At 62.0% G+C, this 17,308-nt stretch carries 10 protein-coding genes; 6 read left to right on the forward strand and 4 right to left on the reverse strand.

Translation table 11 applies throughout. From position 1 onward, the window contains the following. Nucleotides 1-92 precede the first annotated feature (92 nt). The 6 genes from FJ949_RS18500 (at nt 93) to FJ949_RS18525 (ending at nt 12,644) form a co-directional block, all read left to right on the forward strand. A complete protein-coding gene (locus FJ949_RS18500; RefSeq protein WP_246680019.1) occupies nt 93-9,059 on the forward strand; it encodes a DUF5801 repeats-in-toxin domain-containing protein in 8,967 nt (2,988 codons plus the stop codon). 26 nt (nt 9,060-9,085) lie between these two features. Beyond that, entirely contained in the window at nt 9,086-9,454 is a 369-nt protein-coding gene (locus tag FJ949_RS18505) for a hypothetical protein (protein WP_140498145.1), read from the forward strand. A 68-nt stretch (nt 9,455-9,522) separates the two neighbouring features. Beyond that, entirely contained in the window at nt 9,523-9,798 is a 276-nt protein-coding gene (locus FJ949_RS18510; RefSeq protein WP_140498147.1) for a hypothetical protein, read from the forward strand. A 92-nt stretch (nt 9,799-9,890) separates the two neighbouring features. Continuing rightward, a complete protein-coding gene (locus FJ949_RS18515; RefSeq protein WP_140498149.1) occupies nt 9,891-11,090 on the forward strand; it encodes an ABC transporter substrate-binding protein in 1,200 nt (399 codons plus the stop codon). A 19-nt stretch (nt 11,091-11,109) separates the two neighbouring features. Beyond that, nucleotides 11,110-11,793, forward strand: a complete 684-nt coding sequence (locus tag FJ949_RS18520; RefSeq protein ID WP_140498151.1) for a thermonuclease family protein — start codon at nt 11,110-11,112, stop codon at nt 11,791-11,793. 104 nt (nt 11,794-11,897) lie between these two features. After that, nucleotides 11,898-12,644, forward strand: coding sequence for a GGDEF domain-containing protein (locus tag FJ949_RS18525; protein ID WP_140498153.1), 747 nt, complete (start codon nt 11,898-11,900; stop codon nt 12,642-12,644). A gap of 124 nt (nt 12,645-12,768) precedes the next feature. Here FJ949_RS18525 and FJ949_RS18530 read toward each other — a convergent pair whose 3' ends face one another. The 4 genes from FJ949_RS18530 to FJ949_RS18545 are packed head-to-tail and all read right to left on the reverse strand — an operon-like array spanning nt 12,769 to nt 17,205. Continuing rightward, nucleotides 12,769-13,581: a formylmethanofuran dehydrogenase subunit C gene (locus tag FJ949_RS18530; protein WP_140498155.1), complete on the reverse strand. Its 813-nt coding sequence runs from the start codon at nt 13,579-13,581 to the stop codon at nt 12,769-12,771. Then, a complete protein-coding gene (fhcD, locus tag FJ949_RS18535) occupies nt 13,578-14,486 on the reverse strand; it encodes a formylmethanofuran--tetrahydromethanopterin N-formyltransferase (protein WP_140498157.1) in 909 nt (302 codons plus the stop codon). Before fhcD ends, FJ949_RS18530 begins: the two co-directional genes overlap by 4 nt. Beyond that, complete coding sequence (locus FJ949_RS18540; RefSeq protein ID WP_140498159.1) at nt 14,474-16,105, reverse strand: formylmethanofuran dehydrogenase subunit A; 1,632 nt, start codon at nt 16,103-16,105, stop codon at nt 14,474-14,476. Before FJ949_RS18540 ends, fhcD begins: the two co-directional genes overlap by 13 nt. Continuing rightward, nucleotides 16,099-17,205: a tungsten formylmethanofuran dehydrogenase gene (locus FJ949_RS18545; RefSeq protein ID WP_140498161.1), complete on the reverse strand. Its 1,107-nt coding sequence runs from the start codon at nt 17,203-17,205 to the stop codon at nt 16,099-16,101. The genes FJ949_RS18540 and FJ949_RS18545 overlap by 7 nt, the downstream gene beginning before the upstream one ends. Nucleotides 17,206-17,308: the final 103 nt, after the last annotated feature.

Raw genomic sequence — 17,308 nt, forward strand, 5'->3', positions numbered from 1 at the left:
ATGGCGACGGCGACCACGTCACACAAAGCGCCGACATCTCCCAGACCATCGTCTTCGAGGATGATGGGCCGAAGGTCGTCGGAACCGCCTCGATCACGGCGAATGTCGACGAAGACGGGCTTGCCGGGCACAACCCAGATGCCGGCAGGCCGGGTGAGACGGGAGCGATCGGCCTTTCCGCGACCGTCACGGGCGCTGCCGGCGCGCTGACCGCGCTCGTCGACTTCGGCGCCGACGGCCCGGGCGCCCAGGCGTTTCATCTTGCCTCGACGGCCGTGCCGGCGGATTCCGGCCTTACGTCGCAGGGCGCGCATGTGCTCATCGTATCCGATGGGAGCACCTTGCATGGTTATGCCGAGGCAGGAAACGGCGCCGGCTTCTCGGCCGGCGACCGCGAGATCTTCCAGCTGACCGTGGGGGCCAACGGCTCCTACGTCTTCACGCTCAAGGATCAGATCGATCATCCGGCGCTGGACGGCCAGGCCGGAGACAATGGTGAAAACCAGCTGACGAGCCCGATCGATCTTTCCTCTTATATCGTCGCGACCGACGGTGACGGCGACTCCATCTCCCTTGGCGCCGGGACCTTCCTGATCCAGGTCCTCGACGACATTCCGGTGCAGACCAGCGCCACCGTCTCCGGCAATGTCGGCGAGGACGCGCTTTTGCTGGCGAACTCGAATGGTCATTCCGTCGGCAATCCCGACGGAGATGGCCTCGGCACGGTCGCGACCGGTTCGCTGAGCTCGCTGGTCTCCGCCGGGGCGGACGAACCCGGTTCCTTCTCGCTGATCCAGAACCCCGCTGGCTTGCCGGCGGCGACATCGAAGGGCGAGGCGATCGTCTACCACGTCGACGGCACGGTGCTGACCGGCTATGTCGAGAGCGGAACACCCGGCCTCGATGCGGGCGACCGCAAAGTCTTCACCCTCGATGTCCAGCCGAACGGCACCTACACCTTCACCTTGCTGGACCAGATCGACCACCTGCCGAACTCCCCCGCCAACGATGACAACCAGAAGCTGGTGCTCGACTTCACACATGCGCTCCAGTTCACCGACGCCGACGGCGACACGATCGCGATCACCGGCGAGACGACGACCACCACAGCCACGACAGGCCTGAGTCTGCATTCCGGCCATTACGGCACCTATACCGTGGGCGGCGTTACGTTCGACGGACTAACGTTCAATGGAGCCTTGGCTCACGATTTCAACAATGGCGCCGGGAGCGATTCCTTCAACGTTTCGGGTCAGGGCGTCGGCATCGGCGACAATCATATCCATGACAATGAGGGCTTCATCTTCTCGCGGCCCGGCACCGACGCGGTGAGCTTCACCATCAACGGCAACGGTTCGGGCACAATTTCCTGGGAAGCCTACAATGGCGCCGGCGTGCCGGTTTCCGGCAGCTCCGGTTTCCAGACAGGAACGACGACCGTGCCGGCCGACGGCTCCGTCGTCACGATCGACCCGGCGGGCACTTTCGACCATCTGGTGATCCGCTTCGATCTCGACAGCGGCGACAAGATTCGCGCCGAAAATTTCCTCTATACGTCGACCACCACCACCAGCGGCGGCGTCTTCACCATCGGCATCGAGGACGACATTCCGGTGGCGCTGAACGGCAGCGCCACTCTTCCAACCATTTACGAAGACACGCTGACCGGCCTGTCGAGCGGAAATTCGGAAGCCGGCAGCCAGCCAACCTCGATTACGTTTGGGGCATCAGCCTTCGTCCCACTGCTTTCGATCGGCGCTGATGACGACGCGACTTTCTCCTTCAACGTCGAAAAGAATGGAACTCAGGCGGGCGTGTCGTCGGGGGGATCGGCGGTTCATTTCGTTGTGGGTGTCGATGCCGTCGATGGCGTCGCGGCGGACGGTCGCACCGTGTTCACGATTGCGGATAACAACAACGGCACCTTTACGCTGACGCTGCTCGATCACCTCGACCATAGCCTCAATTCCGGCGACAGCGGAACGACGGCGATCGACATCGGCTCGCTCTTCAAGGCGACCGACTTCGACGGCGACAGCGTCAACCTGGCCGGCACGTTGAACATTGTGGTCGAAAATGACAGGCCAGTGATCGTTGCGGCGGAGACCACCGTGGCGGAAAGCACCGCAGCGGGTTCCACAAACGCATTCAACGCGGCCTCCGCGACCGGCTCGCTGGGAATCTCGTGGGGAGCCGACGACGCCAATCCCAACAGCGGCATTCACGACCGCTCGGTTGCCTTCAATCCGGCGTTGGCCGGCGTCCAGGCTGGCCTGACGTCCAACGGCGATGCCATCACCTACACTCTGTCCAGCAACGACACCGTGCTGACGGCGACCGCCACGCACAACTCGGTCATCCGCACCATCTTCACCGTGTCGATCAACGATCAGACGAACGGCAACTATTCGTTCAACCTGGAAGACAATATCGACCATCCGGCTGGGGCCGACCACAATGGCAAGGCCCTGTCCTTCGACTTCACCGCGACGGATTCGGATGGCGACAGCACGTCGTCCGCCTTCACCGTGCATGTCACCGACGACATTCCGGTCGTCACCAGCCCTGCGGGTACGGGCAATGTGCCGGAGAGCCTGCTGCCCCTGGTACAGCCGACATCAGGCAATCTCAATATCGACTGGAATGCGGACGACAAGGGATCGAGCCATCTCGAATTCGCGCGCGGTCCCGGCAACACTCTCATGGCGCCCGAAGAGCTGACCTCGGGCGGCGTTTCGCTGGAGTACACAGTCCGTCTTGCCGCCAATGGCGTCGATGAGGAACTCGTCGCCTTCAAGCAAGGCGACACCGTATCCAATCCCGTCTTCATGGTGACCCTGAACGGCATGGGCACCCCGACCTTTGTCTTCACCGTCTGGCAGCCGCTTGACCACGACCACACCGGCGGCAGCGACGCCTCGCTGCCGCTCGGCTTCACCATCAAGGCCGTCGACGGCGACGGCGACTCCGTCACCCAGAGCTTTACGGTCAATGTCGCGGACGACGTGCCGACGGCGTCGATGAACGCACAGGTTCAGCTTGATGACGACGCGCTGGCCGGCAATCCCGATGGCACCGGCGATGTCACTCCCGACACAGCCCACACATCCGGTATGCTTGGTCACACCTATGGCGCCGACGGCGCCGGTACGACGCTGCTCACCGGCGCGACGCTGCCGGTTGCGGGCGGGTTCTCGGTGACCTCGAACTCAGGAACCGACCTGATCATCAGCCAGGTGCAGAACAGCGTCGTCGTCGACGTGCTGAAGGTGCATCTGGCCGACACCACATCCGGCGCCTACACGGTCACGCAGCTTCATGCGATCGAGCACCCTGCCGGCGACGACGAGAACAATCTGCAGTTCGGCGTCAACTACACCGTCACCGACGGCGACCACGACACGGCCACCGGCACGCTGTCGATCGATGTCGATGACGACACGCCGACGGCAAGTGTGAGTGCCTCGCAAAACGTCGCCGAGGGCACAACGGTCACCGGCGTGCTGGACTTCGTCGCCGGCGCCGATGGTGCGACGGTGACGCAGATCAACGGCAAGACCCTGGTGTTCGGCGCCGATGGCTACTCACAGCCAATCGCCTTCGAGCACGGCACGATGGCGGTCATGGCGAATGGCAGCTACACATTCACCGCGCAAGGCGACGACGTCTATCTTACCGGAGGCACCGCAACCGGCACCTTCACCGTAAAGGATGGCGACGGCGACACGTCGACCGCCAACTTCGGCTTTGCGATAAACGACACCACCAACGACACGACGGTCAACCTTAGCGCCTCGACGGTGTCGGAAGGAGCGGTGGCCAACTACGTCTTCACGGCAACACTGTCGAACGCCTCCCAGGGCGTGACCACGATCACAACCGACCAGGGCGACATCACGATCGCGAACGGCCAGACCACCGGTACGCTGACGATTGCCTCGGGCAATGACGAGGACGTCTATCTCGACGCGTCGAGCCGGACCGCGACCATCATCAACACCAGCGGTGGCAATTTCGAGCATCTCGTGGTCGGCGCCGCAACGGCGACGGCGCAGGTCACCGACACCACAAACACGGTGACGGCGACGCTCACGTCCTCAACAATCCCGGTCTCGGAAAATGGCGGCTCGATCCTTTATACGGTGACGCTGACCGGCACTCCTGGTTCGGTCGCACCGACCGCACCACTGACCTTCACGCTGGCCAATGGCGAGACAGTGACAGTCGCCACCGGCGCTACAACAGGATCCGTGACCCACACCTACACGGACGCCCAGATCACCGACCAGGCGAATATTTCCAATTCGATCGCGTCGGTGCAGTCGGGGGGCAGCGAATACGAGCATCTGGTCACGGCGGGCTCGACCACCGTCGACGTCAACTACTTGACGACGCTTACCGGTCTGACGCTGCAAGCTTCGGGCGGGGATACGTTCGTCGATGAAAAGGGCCTGGATATCCGTAGCGGCGAACCTGCGGGATCTGGCGAAAACGACAACAATCCGGCTACCAATGTCGATCCGTCGGAAAGCAACACCGGCGCCTTCGGTTTCACATCGCCCGACGGCCTGGTCACGCTGACGATCGGGACCACAGCGCTGACCTTGGCAGAGTTACAGGCCGCCTCGCCCGGAGCGCCGGTGACCATCTTGGGCGGCCCGGCCTACGGATTGCTCCAGGTGACAAGCTTTGTCGGAGACGCGACCGGCGGCACGGTGACCTACAAGTTCACCTTGCTCGACAATGTCACTCATCCGAATACAACGGCGGATGCGACGCCCGGTGACCGTGGCCTCGAGGATCAGGTGTTTGCGAACTACGGTGTTGTCGTTACAGACACCGACGGCAGCAGCACCACCTCTTCGCTCGACATCGCGATACGCGATGATGGCCCAACGGCCCACAATGACACCGATTCCTTCGGCACGGGCATCATAGGCAGCTCGATCCTCGGCAATGTGACAGACGGCACCGGCACCAACGAAGGTCTGCACGGCACCGGTATCGACACCCTGGGTGCCGACGGCGCCAGGATCAGCGGCGTCACTGGCTCTGGTGGATCGGACACCGATGTGGCTGGCGGCGGCTTCGTCGTCAGCGGCCAATTTGGCACGCTGGCTCTGCAGGAGGACGGCAGCTACGTCTATACCCGTGTCTCCGGCCTGGCCGGCAGCGACGTGTTCACCTACACGCTGAAGGACGGCGACGGCGACACCTCGACCGCGACGCTGACCGTCGGGCTCGACAGCACCGGTCAGCCGACCGCCACCTCGTCAAGCATCGTGGTCGACGAGGACGATCTTGCCGCGGGCGTCCACAACACCAATAGCACGGGCGACGATACGACTTCGAACCCCGCGGACATATCGCTCGGCAGCTATGGACCGGACGGGCATGGCTCGCTCAGCTTCGACGTTGCCAATGGCGACACCGTCATGGACGGCGCTTTCACAGTGAAGCATGACGGCGTCGCGCTCCACTATTACTACGACACGGCCTCACACACCTTGTACGGCACGACCGACACGTCCGGCGCGACGGCCGCAGCCAACCACGCCGTCTTCAAGATCGAGGTCAACCAGACAGCGGCGACCTATAACTTCACGCTGCTGCAGGAGGTCGATCACCCGCAAGGCGGCGGCGAGAACGACATCAATCTTTCGCTTGGGTACACCATCACCGACTCCAACGGCGACCACGCCAACGGCACGGTCGCCATCAAGATCGACGACGATATGCCGGTGGCGAGGCCGGACACCGTGCAAGTAGACGAAGGCAGCAAGCCGACGCTCAATGCGATCCTCGTGCTCGATCTTTCGCTCAGCATGAACAGCGATCCGGATGGCGCGGGCGGTTTTACTACCCGGCTTGCACTCATGCAGGCGGCGGTCCAGAATTTCCTGAGCAGTTCGACAGTGATCTTCAACCAGATCACGATCTATTCATTCGGAGTAGGAGCCGAGCTCGTCGGCCAGTACACGATCGGTGAAAGCAACTACATCCAGAGTGCCATCAACACCGTAAACGGGTTCAATTCGAATAGTCTCTCGGCTGGCACGCAATATGACTCCGCCGCCAACCTGATCGACGGCAGAAGCAATAGTGCCGATCGCTACGCGAATTTGCCGCATCCCACGGCAGACGCCACCAACATCTACTTCCTGAGCGACGGCGACCCGCAATCGGGAGCGAGCCTGGATGCGAACGAGCAGAGCAGCTGGAGTAATTTCCTGGCCAGCAGCCATGTGAACCAGGTCTTCGCGCTTGGCTTCAGCGATATCGCCAATACAAATTTCCTGGCGCAGATCGCCTCGCGCCCAGGCGATATTGCCGAAGCGGTGACGGATCCGACCGAGCTCTCATCGACGCTGGCGGGTGCGCTGCCATCGTCCGCCTCGGGCAGCATTCTTGCCGATCATGGCCTTGGCGTCGACGCGTTTGGCGCCGACGGCGGCCACATCCAGTCGATTGCGATCGACGGTACGACCTATACGTTCAATGGAACGAACGCCATCAGCCTTTCCGGCGCATTACCCGGCGCGCATCTGCTTGCAAACGATGGCAAGTCGATCGAGGTGACCACGAGCGCCGGTGGCAAGCTGACATTCTATTTCGCCGACGAGGGTATCCATCATGCGGGCGACTACGACTACACCGCACCGGTGAACGTCAATGCGGACAAGATCGAGACATTCCACTATGTCCTGGTAGATGGCGACGGCGACACGGCCGGAGCGGATCTGCAGATAACGGTTCTGGATATCCCGAACGCCGCACCCGTCATCACCGCGCCCAATGGTGGCAACGATTACACCCTCAGCGTGCCGGAAAACACGACTGCGGTGACTGACATCAACGCGACCGACGCCAATGGCGACGCGCTGACCTATTCGCTCCTCGGCACCGCAGGCACGGATTTCGCCAAGTTCTCGATCAATGCATCGACCGGCGTGCTCACCTTCCTCTCGGCACCAAACTTCGAGGCGCCGACAGACAACGACAGCAACAATTCCTACGTCGTCAACGTTCAGGTTTCGGATGGCCACGGCGGCACGGACACGCAGCAGATCACGGTAAACGTCACTGACGTTGTGGAGATTACAACTGGCAACGATTTCGTCCGAACCAATTTCGACGGCGTTCAGTTCACTGTGCCTGAATGGGCTTTCCTGCACAATGATACAGGGGCAACCGACATCTCGGCAGTCTCAAACGTCATCGGCCTTACGGTGAACAATTCGTCGAACACGATAAGCATCGATGACGGAAACAATGCCGATGGTGGAACTTTTGATTACACGGCGACGAACGGCACTGGAACAGACACCGCAAGCGTGCAAGTCTTTAACCGCAACGGCGGCGGCGACATAGCGGGGACAGCTGCGAACGAAATCCTTGTCGGCGACGGCAATGGCGATATTTTCGACGGAGCTGGCGGTGTCGACATAATATTGGCTGGTGGCGGCAACGACATGATCGTGGCCGATCAGAGCGACTATGTGATCGACGGCGAAGGCGGAACAGACACCCTGCGGGTCAGTGCAAACTTCACCAGTGCGTCTGACGCGCAGATCGTCAACGTGGAAAATGTGACGTTGACAACTGCGGCGATCCTCGATCTGTCCAACCAGACAGAGAGCTTCAAGATCATCGGCTCTTCGGGCGTTGATACTATCGTCGGCGGTGCAGGTGCAGACACCATCAACGCCGGCGGCAGCAACGACATCCTCACGGGCAATGGCGGGGCGGATCAGTTCCGACTGGCGACGAATACGGGAATGGATACCATTACCGACTTCCAAGCTGGAATCGACAAGATTGGCTTCCTCGAAGGCACAGGACCCGGTGCTGTCAACTTCGGCATCTCAGGAACAGCGACCGGACAACCCCTTACCAACAGTGATGGCAATTTTACCGCCCGATCGAGCATCGGTGCTATCAACACTACCGACGACAATCAGCTGGTGCTGATTACCTCTTCGACTGGCCAGACATCAACTCAAATCGCTGCCGCAACTGCCGCTGCTACAAACACCTATGTGGCTGTTTTCAATTCGACCCTTGGCGTCGGACAGATTTGGCATGACACAGACTGGAGCAACACTGGGAGCCGAGTTCTTGTAGCGACGTTGAATGGTGTTACCGCTACGCAGATGGCAGGCCTGCAGGCCTCTGACTTCGTCGCCTACAACAGCGTCACCGACCCCATCATCCTCGACCTCAACCACGACGGCTTTGCCTTCTCCGACCTCAGCCATGGCGTCCAGTTCGACATCAATGGCGATGGGGCGAAGGATCAGGTCGCCTGGAACACATCTCATGACGGCATGCTGGCGGTGGATCTCAACCATGACGGCAAGATCGACGACGGCACCGAGCTGTTCACGCCGAGCTTCGGCGGCGGCAAGTTCGCCAGCGGGGCGGCGGCACTCGCCTCGCTCGATGGCAATCATGACGGCGTCATCGATCACAATGACGCCGCCTTCGACAGCCTGCTGATCTGGAAGGACGCCAATACCAACGGCGCCAGCGATGCCGGGGAATTGTCGCACCTCGCGGATAACGGTATCGTCTCGATCAGCACGGCGGCCAGCCCCGCCGTGGGCGAAATCGACGGGCAGACCGTGACAGGCAACGGCACGTTCCAGATGGCCGACGGCACCACCGGCAACTATGTCGAGGTCGAACTCGACACCTCGCTCGGTGCCCCCGCACAGCCGACCGTCGCCTCCGACGGCACGAAGACCTTCGCCATCGGCTCTCTCGAGGTGACCGACCTGATCGCCGACTTCCATGACGGGGCCAAGGGCGACCAGATCGATCTTACGGCATTGCTGAAGGGCCTGGCCGGCGTCACCGATCTCGAAGCCGGCGGCTTCGTGGAGATCGCGCAGTCCTCCGCCAATGCGGCGAACGCCGAGGTCAAGGTCGACACCAATGGCGGCGGCGACAACTATCACACGGTGGCGGTGCTGGAGAACTATACGTTCCACAGTGCCGCCGAAGCGGTCAAAATACTCTATGACGACAGCCATGGTACCAAGCAGGACGTAGCCTAAGGGGCGAAAGGAACGGGGTAAGCAACATGAACAGAATCTTGCGGGTGGCTTTCGGGGCCGGGCTGCTGTCGATCTTGTCGACGGGCCTCAATGCCGCCGACATCATCGAAGGACCCACGGGCGATTATTGCGGTGTCGTCGGCACCTCCAACCTGGTGCTGAACGACAACATCGTCGATCTCAGGGATCAGGTGGTGAAGCTGATGGACGAGTCGGTCGCCGTCGCCAACAGCTCGGAGTGGATCAATTCGTCCCGGCCGGTTTTCGTCTGGGCCTCGGAAGCCAAGGTCGCCTGCGGCATGGCTTACGGCTATCTCAAGACGAACTACAAGGACGAGGACACGCTCAACAAATGCGAGTGTTTCCACGATCGCATGGTCGAGTACATGCACTGACCGGATAGGCAACCTGCGCCTGTTGGCCACCATGGCAGCGGACGGATCAACTCCTGAAGGCGATCGCCGTGGCCGGCATTGGCCAAGTCGTCACGCTGGCTTGCGCCGACCGGCTGGAGCAGCCTCCCATGGCACAACGTCGTCCGGCTCGGCGCAGCCGATCCATTGTGACGCAACCGCAGTGTGGCATGCGACAGACATTCAAGGCGTTCGCGAGCTATCAGCCGACCGCGCCGTTGCCGATGGCGACGTTCGGCGTTTCCGCGTTTTCGTCGGACCGCGATACCTTCTCAGGGCAAGCGCGACGGATCGGGGCGCTGAGGGCTCGGCTCTTCGGCGGCTGAAGAAAAACAGGACGGCACGACCAGTTCGCCGTAACATGCGTCGGAGACCAGACCGGGAATAATAAACCGGCGGTGAACAGGGTGGGACAATCATGGAAGCTGGCCGACGGGTCCGTGGGCTGAAGATTTGGGCAACCGCCTTCGCGCTCGCTGCGGTATTGTCGGGCTGCCAGTCGAAGGGGGGCGTTACCGAAGCGCTCGATCCGGCGGCGATTGCCGCGCCTGCCGGGCAGGATGGCGCCGAGGGCGCCGGCCCGGCCCAGGCAACCCAGTCGCTGGGTACCGGTTCGACGAAAATTACCATGCTGCTGCCGTTATCCGCCCCGGGAACGGCGGGGGAAAATGGCCGCAAGATGCTCGATGGCGCCAAGCTCGCGATGACCGATATCGGCAATGGGTTGCTTACGCTGACCGTGGAGGACACCAAGGGCGACAACGCACAGGCCGGCAAATTGGCGCTGCAGGCCCTGACGACCGGCACGAAAGTCGTCATCGGCCCGACCGAACTGCCGGCAGCGCAGCATATCGCCACATTGTCGGGATCGAAGCGGCCGCCCGTATTGGCGCTTGCCGACAATTTCGCGGGCGGCGCCGGTGTTTATGCCGTGCGCCTCAGCGAAGCGGACAGTGCGGCGGCGGGTGCCGCGGGCATCGCCGCGAAAGGCGGAAAAAAATTCGTATTGTTTGTCGCGGGTGGCTCGAACGCCAGCACGGTCGAGAAGCGGGTCGCCAACAGTCTCAGCATCTATGGCGCGACGCTCGCCGTCACTGTTCCATATTCGGCCGGCGACAGCGCCGCCAAGGCGGTCGACGAAATGGCCTCGCTCGTGGACACTCCCGACGCGGTCATCATTGCCAGCGGGGAGGCCAGCCCCTCGCCTATACTTGCCGCCCTCAAATCAAAGGGCATTGCGAGCAAAGCGACCTCCGTCGTCGGAACCAGCCGTTGGCTGGAGCATCCCATGGACCCATCTTTCGAGGGAGCCTATATCGCAACGCTCGATCCGGGCGAAACCGGGCCGATCGCCGACCGCTTCAGGACGACATACAATTATCCGGCCGACGTCAACGTAGCCTACGCTTATGATATGGTTGCGCTGACGGCAGGGATTGCCAGCGCGGTCGGACCTGACGGCTTCAGCAAACAGGTGCTCGAAAATCCGAGCGGATTTCGCGGATCGACCGGCCTGTTCCGCTTTCGCGCCGATGGATCCAGCCAAAGATCGATGCCATTCTACCGGATAGAAAAGGGTGCGCTCAAACTGGTTGCCAAATCGACCTCGGGGTTCTGACCGCCCGCTAACGAACGCTGTGCTGGCCCGCCTGGTCATTACGGTCGGAGGCCTCGAGCTGCTGTTCGGGATTGCCCTGATCATGCATGCCGGAGCCTTGCTTGCGACCGACAGGCCTGCCCTTGGGACTCGTGTCGAGAATGCCGGGCAACCAGCCCGGTCGCAGACGACTGTTCTCGACGGATGGCGAGAAGCGCGCAGGGTTGCCGAGGGCATTGTCGCGCTGCCGTCGATTGACCTGCCCGAGATCGAGCGGATCGAAGCCCGGCCGCCGCTCGGCGACCTCGGCCTCGCCGTGCCCCCTAAAACGCCCATGCCAGATGACTGGCGCGAAACCCTGCTCTTCCGGCCAATGGCAACGTCATCGGCGACTTTCGAATCCATGGGACGCAAAGTGGCCGTCAGTGGTGTGGCCAGCATAGAACCGGAAGCCACCTGCTCGTTTCACGATGTCGCTTGGTCCTGCGGCCAGCGCGCACGCGCCGCCTTCAACTCCTGGCTGCGTGGGCGCGCGCTGAAGTGCTTCATGCCGCCGGAGATCGAACGTTTTGCCATTGCCGCGCCGTGTAGCCTTGGCAAGCAGGATGTCGGCGCCTGGCTTGTGTCCAACGGCTGGGCGATCGCGCTGCCCACCGGCATCTATGGCAAGGCGCAAGCAGTCGCCGAGGACGCGGAGGTGGGAGTTTTCGGCCCGCCGCGATAGGCGAAATCGATTCACGATTCGCACATCGATCAAATTGTATGGTTTGCCGCAACTGAAATTGCGCATGCCGGCGCTATGCTCGCCGATCTGACAGGAGATTGGTAATGGCACAAGCCGAAACGACCGCCACCGAGCCGGTATGGAAGGGTGTCGCGTGGCTCGCCTTCCTGGGGACCGTTGGCAGCCTTGCCCTCTCCGTGGGCCTCAATTACCTGCTGTTGTTCAGCGATGTCTTGACGCCGTTCGCGCGCAGCATGGTCACTGCGGTGCTGCTGCCTCTGATCATCGGTCTGCCGCTTTTCGTATTGATCGGCTTGAAGCAGGCCCAGATCCGCGGCTACCGGCGGGAGCTCAACAGGGCCGAGACCTATGACAGGGTGACAGGCTGCCTGAACGGCCCGGTTTTCACCTCGATGGTCGAGCGGCGCGCGGCCAGGCCGTCAGCGCCAGGGCCGCGCTCGGGCGCCTTCCTGGTGATTCATGCCGAACACCTTCGCTCCATAAATCTTCGCTTCGGCCCAGATTGGGGCGATGAGGCCTTGCGGCTCGTCGCATCGGCCATTCAGTCTTCGGTCCGCAAGGAGGATATGGTAGGTCGCATAGGAACATCGATGTTCGGAGTCTTTCTTCCAGGTACGACCGAAGCGGAGGCCGCGGAAATTGGCGAGCGCATTCGGGCAAGCGTCGCGCGGGTCTATTTCGCGCCCAAGGGGACCGAGGACGTTCTGGCGATCAGCCTGGGAAGCACCGTGTTTGAAACCGAGCTTGGATTCGAGGACATGTTTCGCTCAGCGGAAGCGCAATTATCCGCCCGCGCACCCGCCGAAACGCGCCCTACAGGTCTCCAATAGCCCGGTGTAACGTGACCGAAGCCAATACCTGGCGGCAAATCGACGTTTGGACACATTCCTAAAGCTCAGCGAGCAGGGCCGCTCGACAGGCACAAGCATTTGATCGATCTCGTTGCCGGAAACCTCATCGGCGCGGAAAGAGAACCTCGCCCATTCCAAGCACCGCGTTGTCACCGCCATATTTATGTGGTGCGCTCCCCAGCAGCGGCCGTTTCAAAATGCCTTCTGCGATCAGATGACGATCGATGATGATGGCAAAAACGCTCTCCGGCGCGCCACACTCGACGAAGCTCGGCGACAGATGTCCTGGCGCGCGATCAAGAAGGATCGAACCGCGACGCATCAGGTAGCCGGGCATTTCACCGATGCCACCGGCTACCACCAGCGTGCCCGCGATCATGCGGCTGCCGGCATAGTCGCCCGAGCCTTTCAGCACCGAGATCAGACCGCGCCGCATCCGGTCTGCGGCGAAGGCGCCCGCCCTGCCCCTGACGATCAGCACGCCGCCATTCATGCCGGCCAGTTCGCCGACGAGCGGAGCGCCAAGGTGATCGCCGGCATTACCTGTTATCTCCAGCCTGCCGCCGCGCATGCCAGAGCCGGCGTGCGGCCCCGCATTGCCTTCGATCGTCAGCTTGCCGCCGCGCATGGCGCGCCCGGCCTGCGCGCCAGTATTGCCGATCACGCGAACCGATCCACCTCCCATGCCTTGCGCCACCCGGTCGAGGCGCGCGCTTCCACCTTCGAAGACGATGCTTAGCGGATCGCTGCCGGCGAGGCGAAAAATGTCGGCCACCTTCGATCCGTGCTTCGACATGCCGATTCGGATTTTTTCGATATCCCGTCTTTCGCTCCCAGCAAGCCGCTCCGGCGTCAGCGGCGACAGGTCGAGGCGCTCAGGCGGTTCGGCAACAAGAGTGAAGGTCAGCGCCTTCATGGCAACATATCCTTCAGCGAATAGATGAACTTACCGAGCTTGCCGCCGTAATTGCCGGCGCCGATGCGAACCGCGCCTTTCTTCGGTCCGATCTGGATGACGGCCTTGATGCCGGCCTTCATCGCCGCGGCAACGGCATCATTGGTCTCACCATCAATGACGATTTCCAGGACGGCGTTGATGTCGGGGCCGAGCTCACTCGCAACCACACCGCGCAGTGTCGGCGCGTAGGCTTCGTTGGCCGAGGCGATCATGCCCTTGTATTTGCCACCTATCTTGGAACCCGAACGGGCGATGCCGCCCGGGAACGGCACGATGGCACCGGGCACCATTCCGATCGCGGCGACCGCGGCCTCGGCCGCGACCAATGCGTTGGCGCTGCTGTCGGCCATGACAAAGAAATTGCCGCCGCCGACGGCTTCCTTCGTCAGTCCGGTTGTTGCCTCGCAGAGGAATTCACCATCCATGACGGGAATGCGCCAGAAATGCCTGTCGCCGATCTTCTTGGAGATTTGCCAGCCGTCGCCGAAATAACGCAGTGCCGAACCGAGCTTGAGCTTAGCGCTGCCCTCCAGCCCGGCAAAGCAGGCGGAGCCCGGCGAAGTCAAAACACACTGCCCGACGCGATTGAGCAGTTGCTTCTGCAATTCATCGGTTCCCATCGCGAAGATCATCACGCGGCAGCCGGGCCGGCCATCCGGGGTGGCTGACGGCGGCAGGTCGGCATCGATTGCCGCTTCGCAGCCGCAACCGATTACCGAGGTGGCGAAGCCGGTCATCGTGATCGCCGCCTGCCGTGCCCATTTCCGGTTCGGCGCGGTGATGATGATGGCGGTTGCCCGCATCCCAAAGGCTTCGGCAAAAGTATCGTCGATCGTTACGCCATTTACGCTCACGTTCGGCATGGCACCTCGCCGAATGGCTGTTCACGCGCAATAGCGGAATCCGGGAAATTGAACCAATCCAAGGACAGGCCGTAGCGCTGCTGGTGATAGTCCTCCAGACGCCGCACCATCGCCTTGTCCACAGGTGGATTAAGCCTGAGGGCCTTGCCCCAGCGGTAATGCATGATCTCCCCGTCCTGCACGACGAGATCGCCATCCTTGAAAACATAAGCCGCCTGTCCGAGCATTTTCGCGATACTTTCGTTCCTGCGATAGACAGCGATGTCGGCGATCGCGCCGACGCCGAGATGGCCTCGATCCGTCAACCCGAGCAGCCTGGCCGGCGCTGCACGCGTCATGATGGCGATTTCCTCGAACGTGTATTCGCGGTCGATTGCGGACAGGGTAGAGAGCGCTAACGCGGATCGTGAAAGTCCAGCGGCCATTTCGGTGCGTGCTTCCCGCCTCATCAGCAGCTCGAACAGAGCCGGATAAGCGGTAAAGGGTGCACCGTTGGGGTGATCGGTGGTGAAGAACACACGCCAGGGATCGTCGATCAGGAGAAAAAGCTCGAGCCCGATCGCCCACTGCATCGTGCCATAAAAGTCCTTGCCATAGCTGTAGGGCACGATGCCGCCGCCATTGCCATCCCCGTCATGAATGACGGACTTTTTCGGATGCGCGCTGCCCCGCGCCGAGAACTGCCGCATGACGTCGGAGGAGACCGTGACCGTCTGACCGAACATCACCTGACCGATATCGATGGTGACTTCCGGAGTCGTGTTGACAAGCTCGGCAAGCCGCGCGGCGGCGGAGGAAAATCTGCGCTTTCCTTCCGTGCCATAGCCATAGAACTGGAGGTGGGCGAGGTGCATCGGCAGCCCATCCGCCGCCGCAATCGTCGCGGCCGCCGTGTCCGCAGATCCGGGAATGCCCAGATTGTTGCAATGGACATGCAAAGGATGCGGCAGGCCAAGATTGTCGACGGCGGCCTGCAGCGTCTTGACGATGTTGCGCGAGCTGACGCCGTAGGAAGGCACCACATCGTCCAGCGCGAACGTGCGTGCGTTTTCCTTGAAGGCGGCCGCTGCACCGGCGTTGATCACCTTGACCCCGAGCGCTCGCGTCGAGGCGACCGTCCAGGCGACATAGTCCTCGATCATTTGAGGTGTGGCGGCGTCACGGATCATTGACAGCAGGAAGTCGTCGTTGCCGAGAATGGCGAGCGTCGCCTTGTCGATGATCGGGATGTCGGCCAGCTCGAGATGGGTGTGGAGTGCAGATCCCGGCGACATCGCCGGTTCGACGACCGTCGTGAAGCCCATCTTGGCGTAGAGACAGCCGGTCTGGAAGGTCGACCAGCCGGCATTGGAGAGCGGCGTGGTCGCCGGTCGGGCCTGATGGGCGGCATGCTGTTCGGGCAAGAGAAGCCGCGCGGTATTCACGTTACCGCCGCCAATGTGGGAGTGGATGTCGATGGCGCCCGCCATCACGATGCAGCCGGCGGCTTCGATGGTCCGGTCGGCCACCCCCTCAGCCGGCGCCGCGACGATCTTGCCGTCCTTGATCCACAGGTCGCCCTTGCCGAGACGGCTGTTGACGGGGTCGACGATGTCGCCGTTGGCAATTTTCGTCAGCATGGCAATGCCTCGGCGAAAACCCGACTGGCGACCAGGCGAATGATCGTCGCGGCGGAGGGCAATTTCGAAGCAGCGCGGGTATCAGTCGACTTCAGCGAGCCGGTACGGCTGGAATAGACAACCGCATCGTGATCGACTCCAGCTTCGCCAATGGCGATGGTGACCGCGGCGCCTGTGACCGGCTCTTCCGTTTTAGCCAGCGCAATCAGTGCCATGCGTCCCCTTTTTCTCGGGAGTTGGGCAACCGTGGCGGAGATCCGCAGGTGCAGGTCGGCTTCGCCGGCGGCGATCATGCGCGCCACATCGTAACGCCAGGGATCGAATTCCGGGAAGCCCCGCGCAAAGCCCGTGCGCAATGGAAAACCTGTCATCCAGGTCGAGGCGAGCACGCTTCCCCACCCGTTTTCGCTCGCGGGCAGATGAAGACCAGATGCACGTGATTTGCGATTGAGATCGGCGATCAGCCCCTGCAGCATCTCCAACGCCAACCCATCGGTCGCATGGCCTGAAAACAGGAACACGGGAAAATGCGCAGCCGCCAGAGCCTTGGCGAAATCGTTGAAGTTCGACACCGGTCGCGATGTTTGCCGCCCCTTGTACTGCGCCCTCAGCGCCGCCAGCGTGGCGCCGAGGCTAGCCTGGCCACAGGAAAGGAGCGTTGCCTTGCGCCCGTTTTTCAACGGCGGCGCGGACACCCCGTTCGATCCCACCAGGAAGAACTCGCGCTCAATCCCGGTCGAGAGATCGGGCCTGGTCGAGAGATCGGGAACCGTGCCAGCGAGTTCGGTAACAAGATCATGATGGGTTTGTGCGAGTTCGCCCACGATCACCACGATATCGGCACGCCGGCGCGTCTCCCCAGGGGCGACGGTCATCGCGCCCCTGTCGGTAAAAAGCATGGTCTCTCGGGCAAGTGCCGCGCCGTCGGTGTGATCGTATGCCGCGCCAAGCCGCTCGGCCAGCGCGATCGCCGCCCTCGTGCCGTGTATGTCCGTATCAAAGCTGAAAACCGGGCACCGGCTTGACGATAACAGCGACGCGGCATGCGCAGCCGCGCGCTCGACCAGCGCTTCCCGGTTGCCTATCCAAGCAACCGCCATTCGCTACACTACTTTCTGGTGCCGGCCCGATCCTAGACGAAACTGGATTGGCCGTGAACCCCGCTTGCCAGCAGATTAACGAATGTTTTCATACGCTATCAAC

This window comes from Mesorhizobium sp. B2-4-1, from assembly GCF_006442185.1.
Lineage (GTDB): Bacteria > Pseudomonadota > Alphaproteobacteria > Rhizobiales > Rhizobiaceae > Mesorhizobium.

Bases quoted from the DNA above. Each gene is read 5' to 3' on its own strand.
- FJ949_RS18505 (WP_140498145.1), top strand. From the start codon at position 9,086: ATGAACAGAATCTTGCGGGTGGCTTTCGGGGCCGGGCTGCTGTCGATC.
- FJ949_RS18515 (WP_140498149.1), top strand. From the start codon at position 9,891: ATGGAAGCTGGCCGACGGGTCCGTGGGCTGAAGATTTGGGCAACCGCC.
- FJ949_RS18525 (WP_140498153.1), top strand. From the start codon at position 11,898: ATGGCACAAGCCGAAACGACCGCCACCGAGCCGGTATGGAAGGGTGTC.
- FJ949_RS18530 (WP_140498155.1), bottom strand. From the start codon at position 13,581: ATGAAGGCGCTGACCTTCACTCTTGTTGCCGAACCGCCTGAGCGCCTC.
- fhcD (WP_140498157.1), bottom strand. From the start codon at position 14,486: ATGCCGAACGTGAGCGTAAATGGCGTAACGATCGACGATACTTTTGCC.
- FJ949_RS18540 (WP_140498159.1), bottom strand. From the start codon at position 16,105: ATGCTGACGAAAATTGCCAACGGCGACATCGTCGACCCCGTCAACAGC.
- FJ949_RS18545 (WP_140498161.1), bottom strand. From the start codon at position 17,205: ATGGCGGTTGCTTGGATAGGCAACCGGGAAGCGCTGGTCGAGCGCGCG.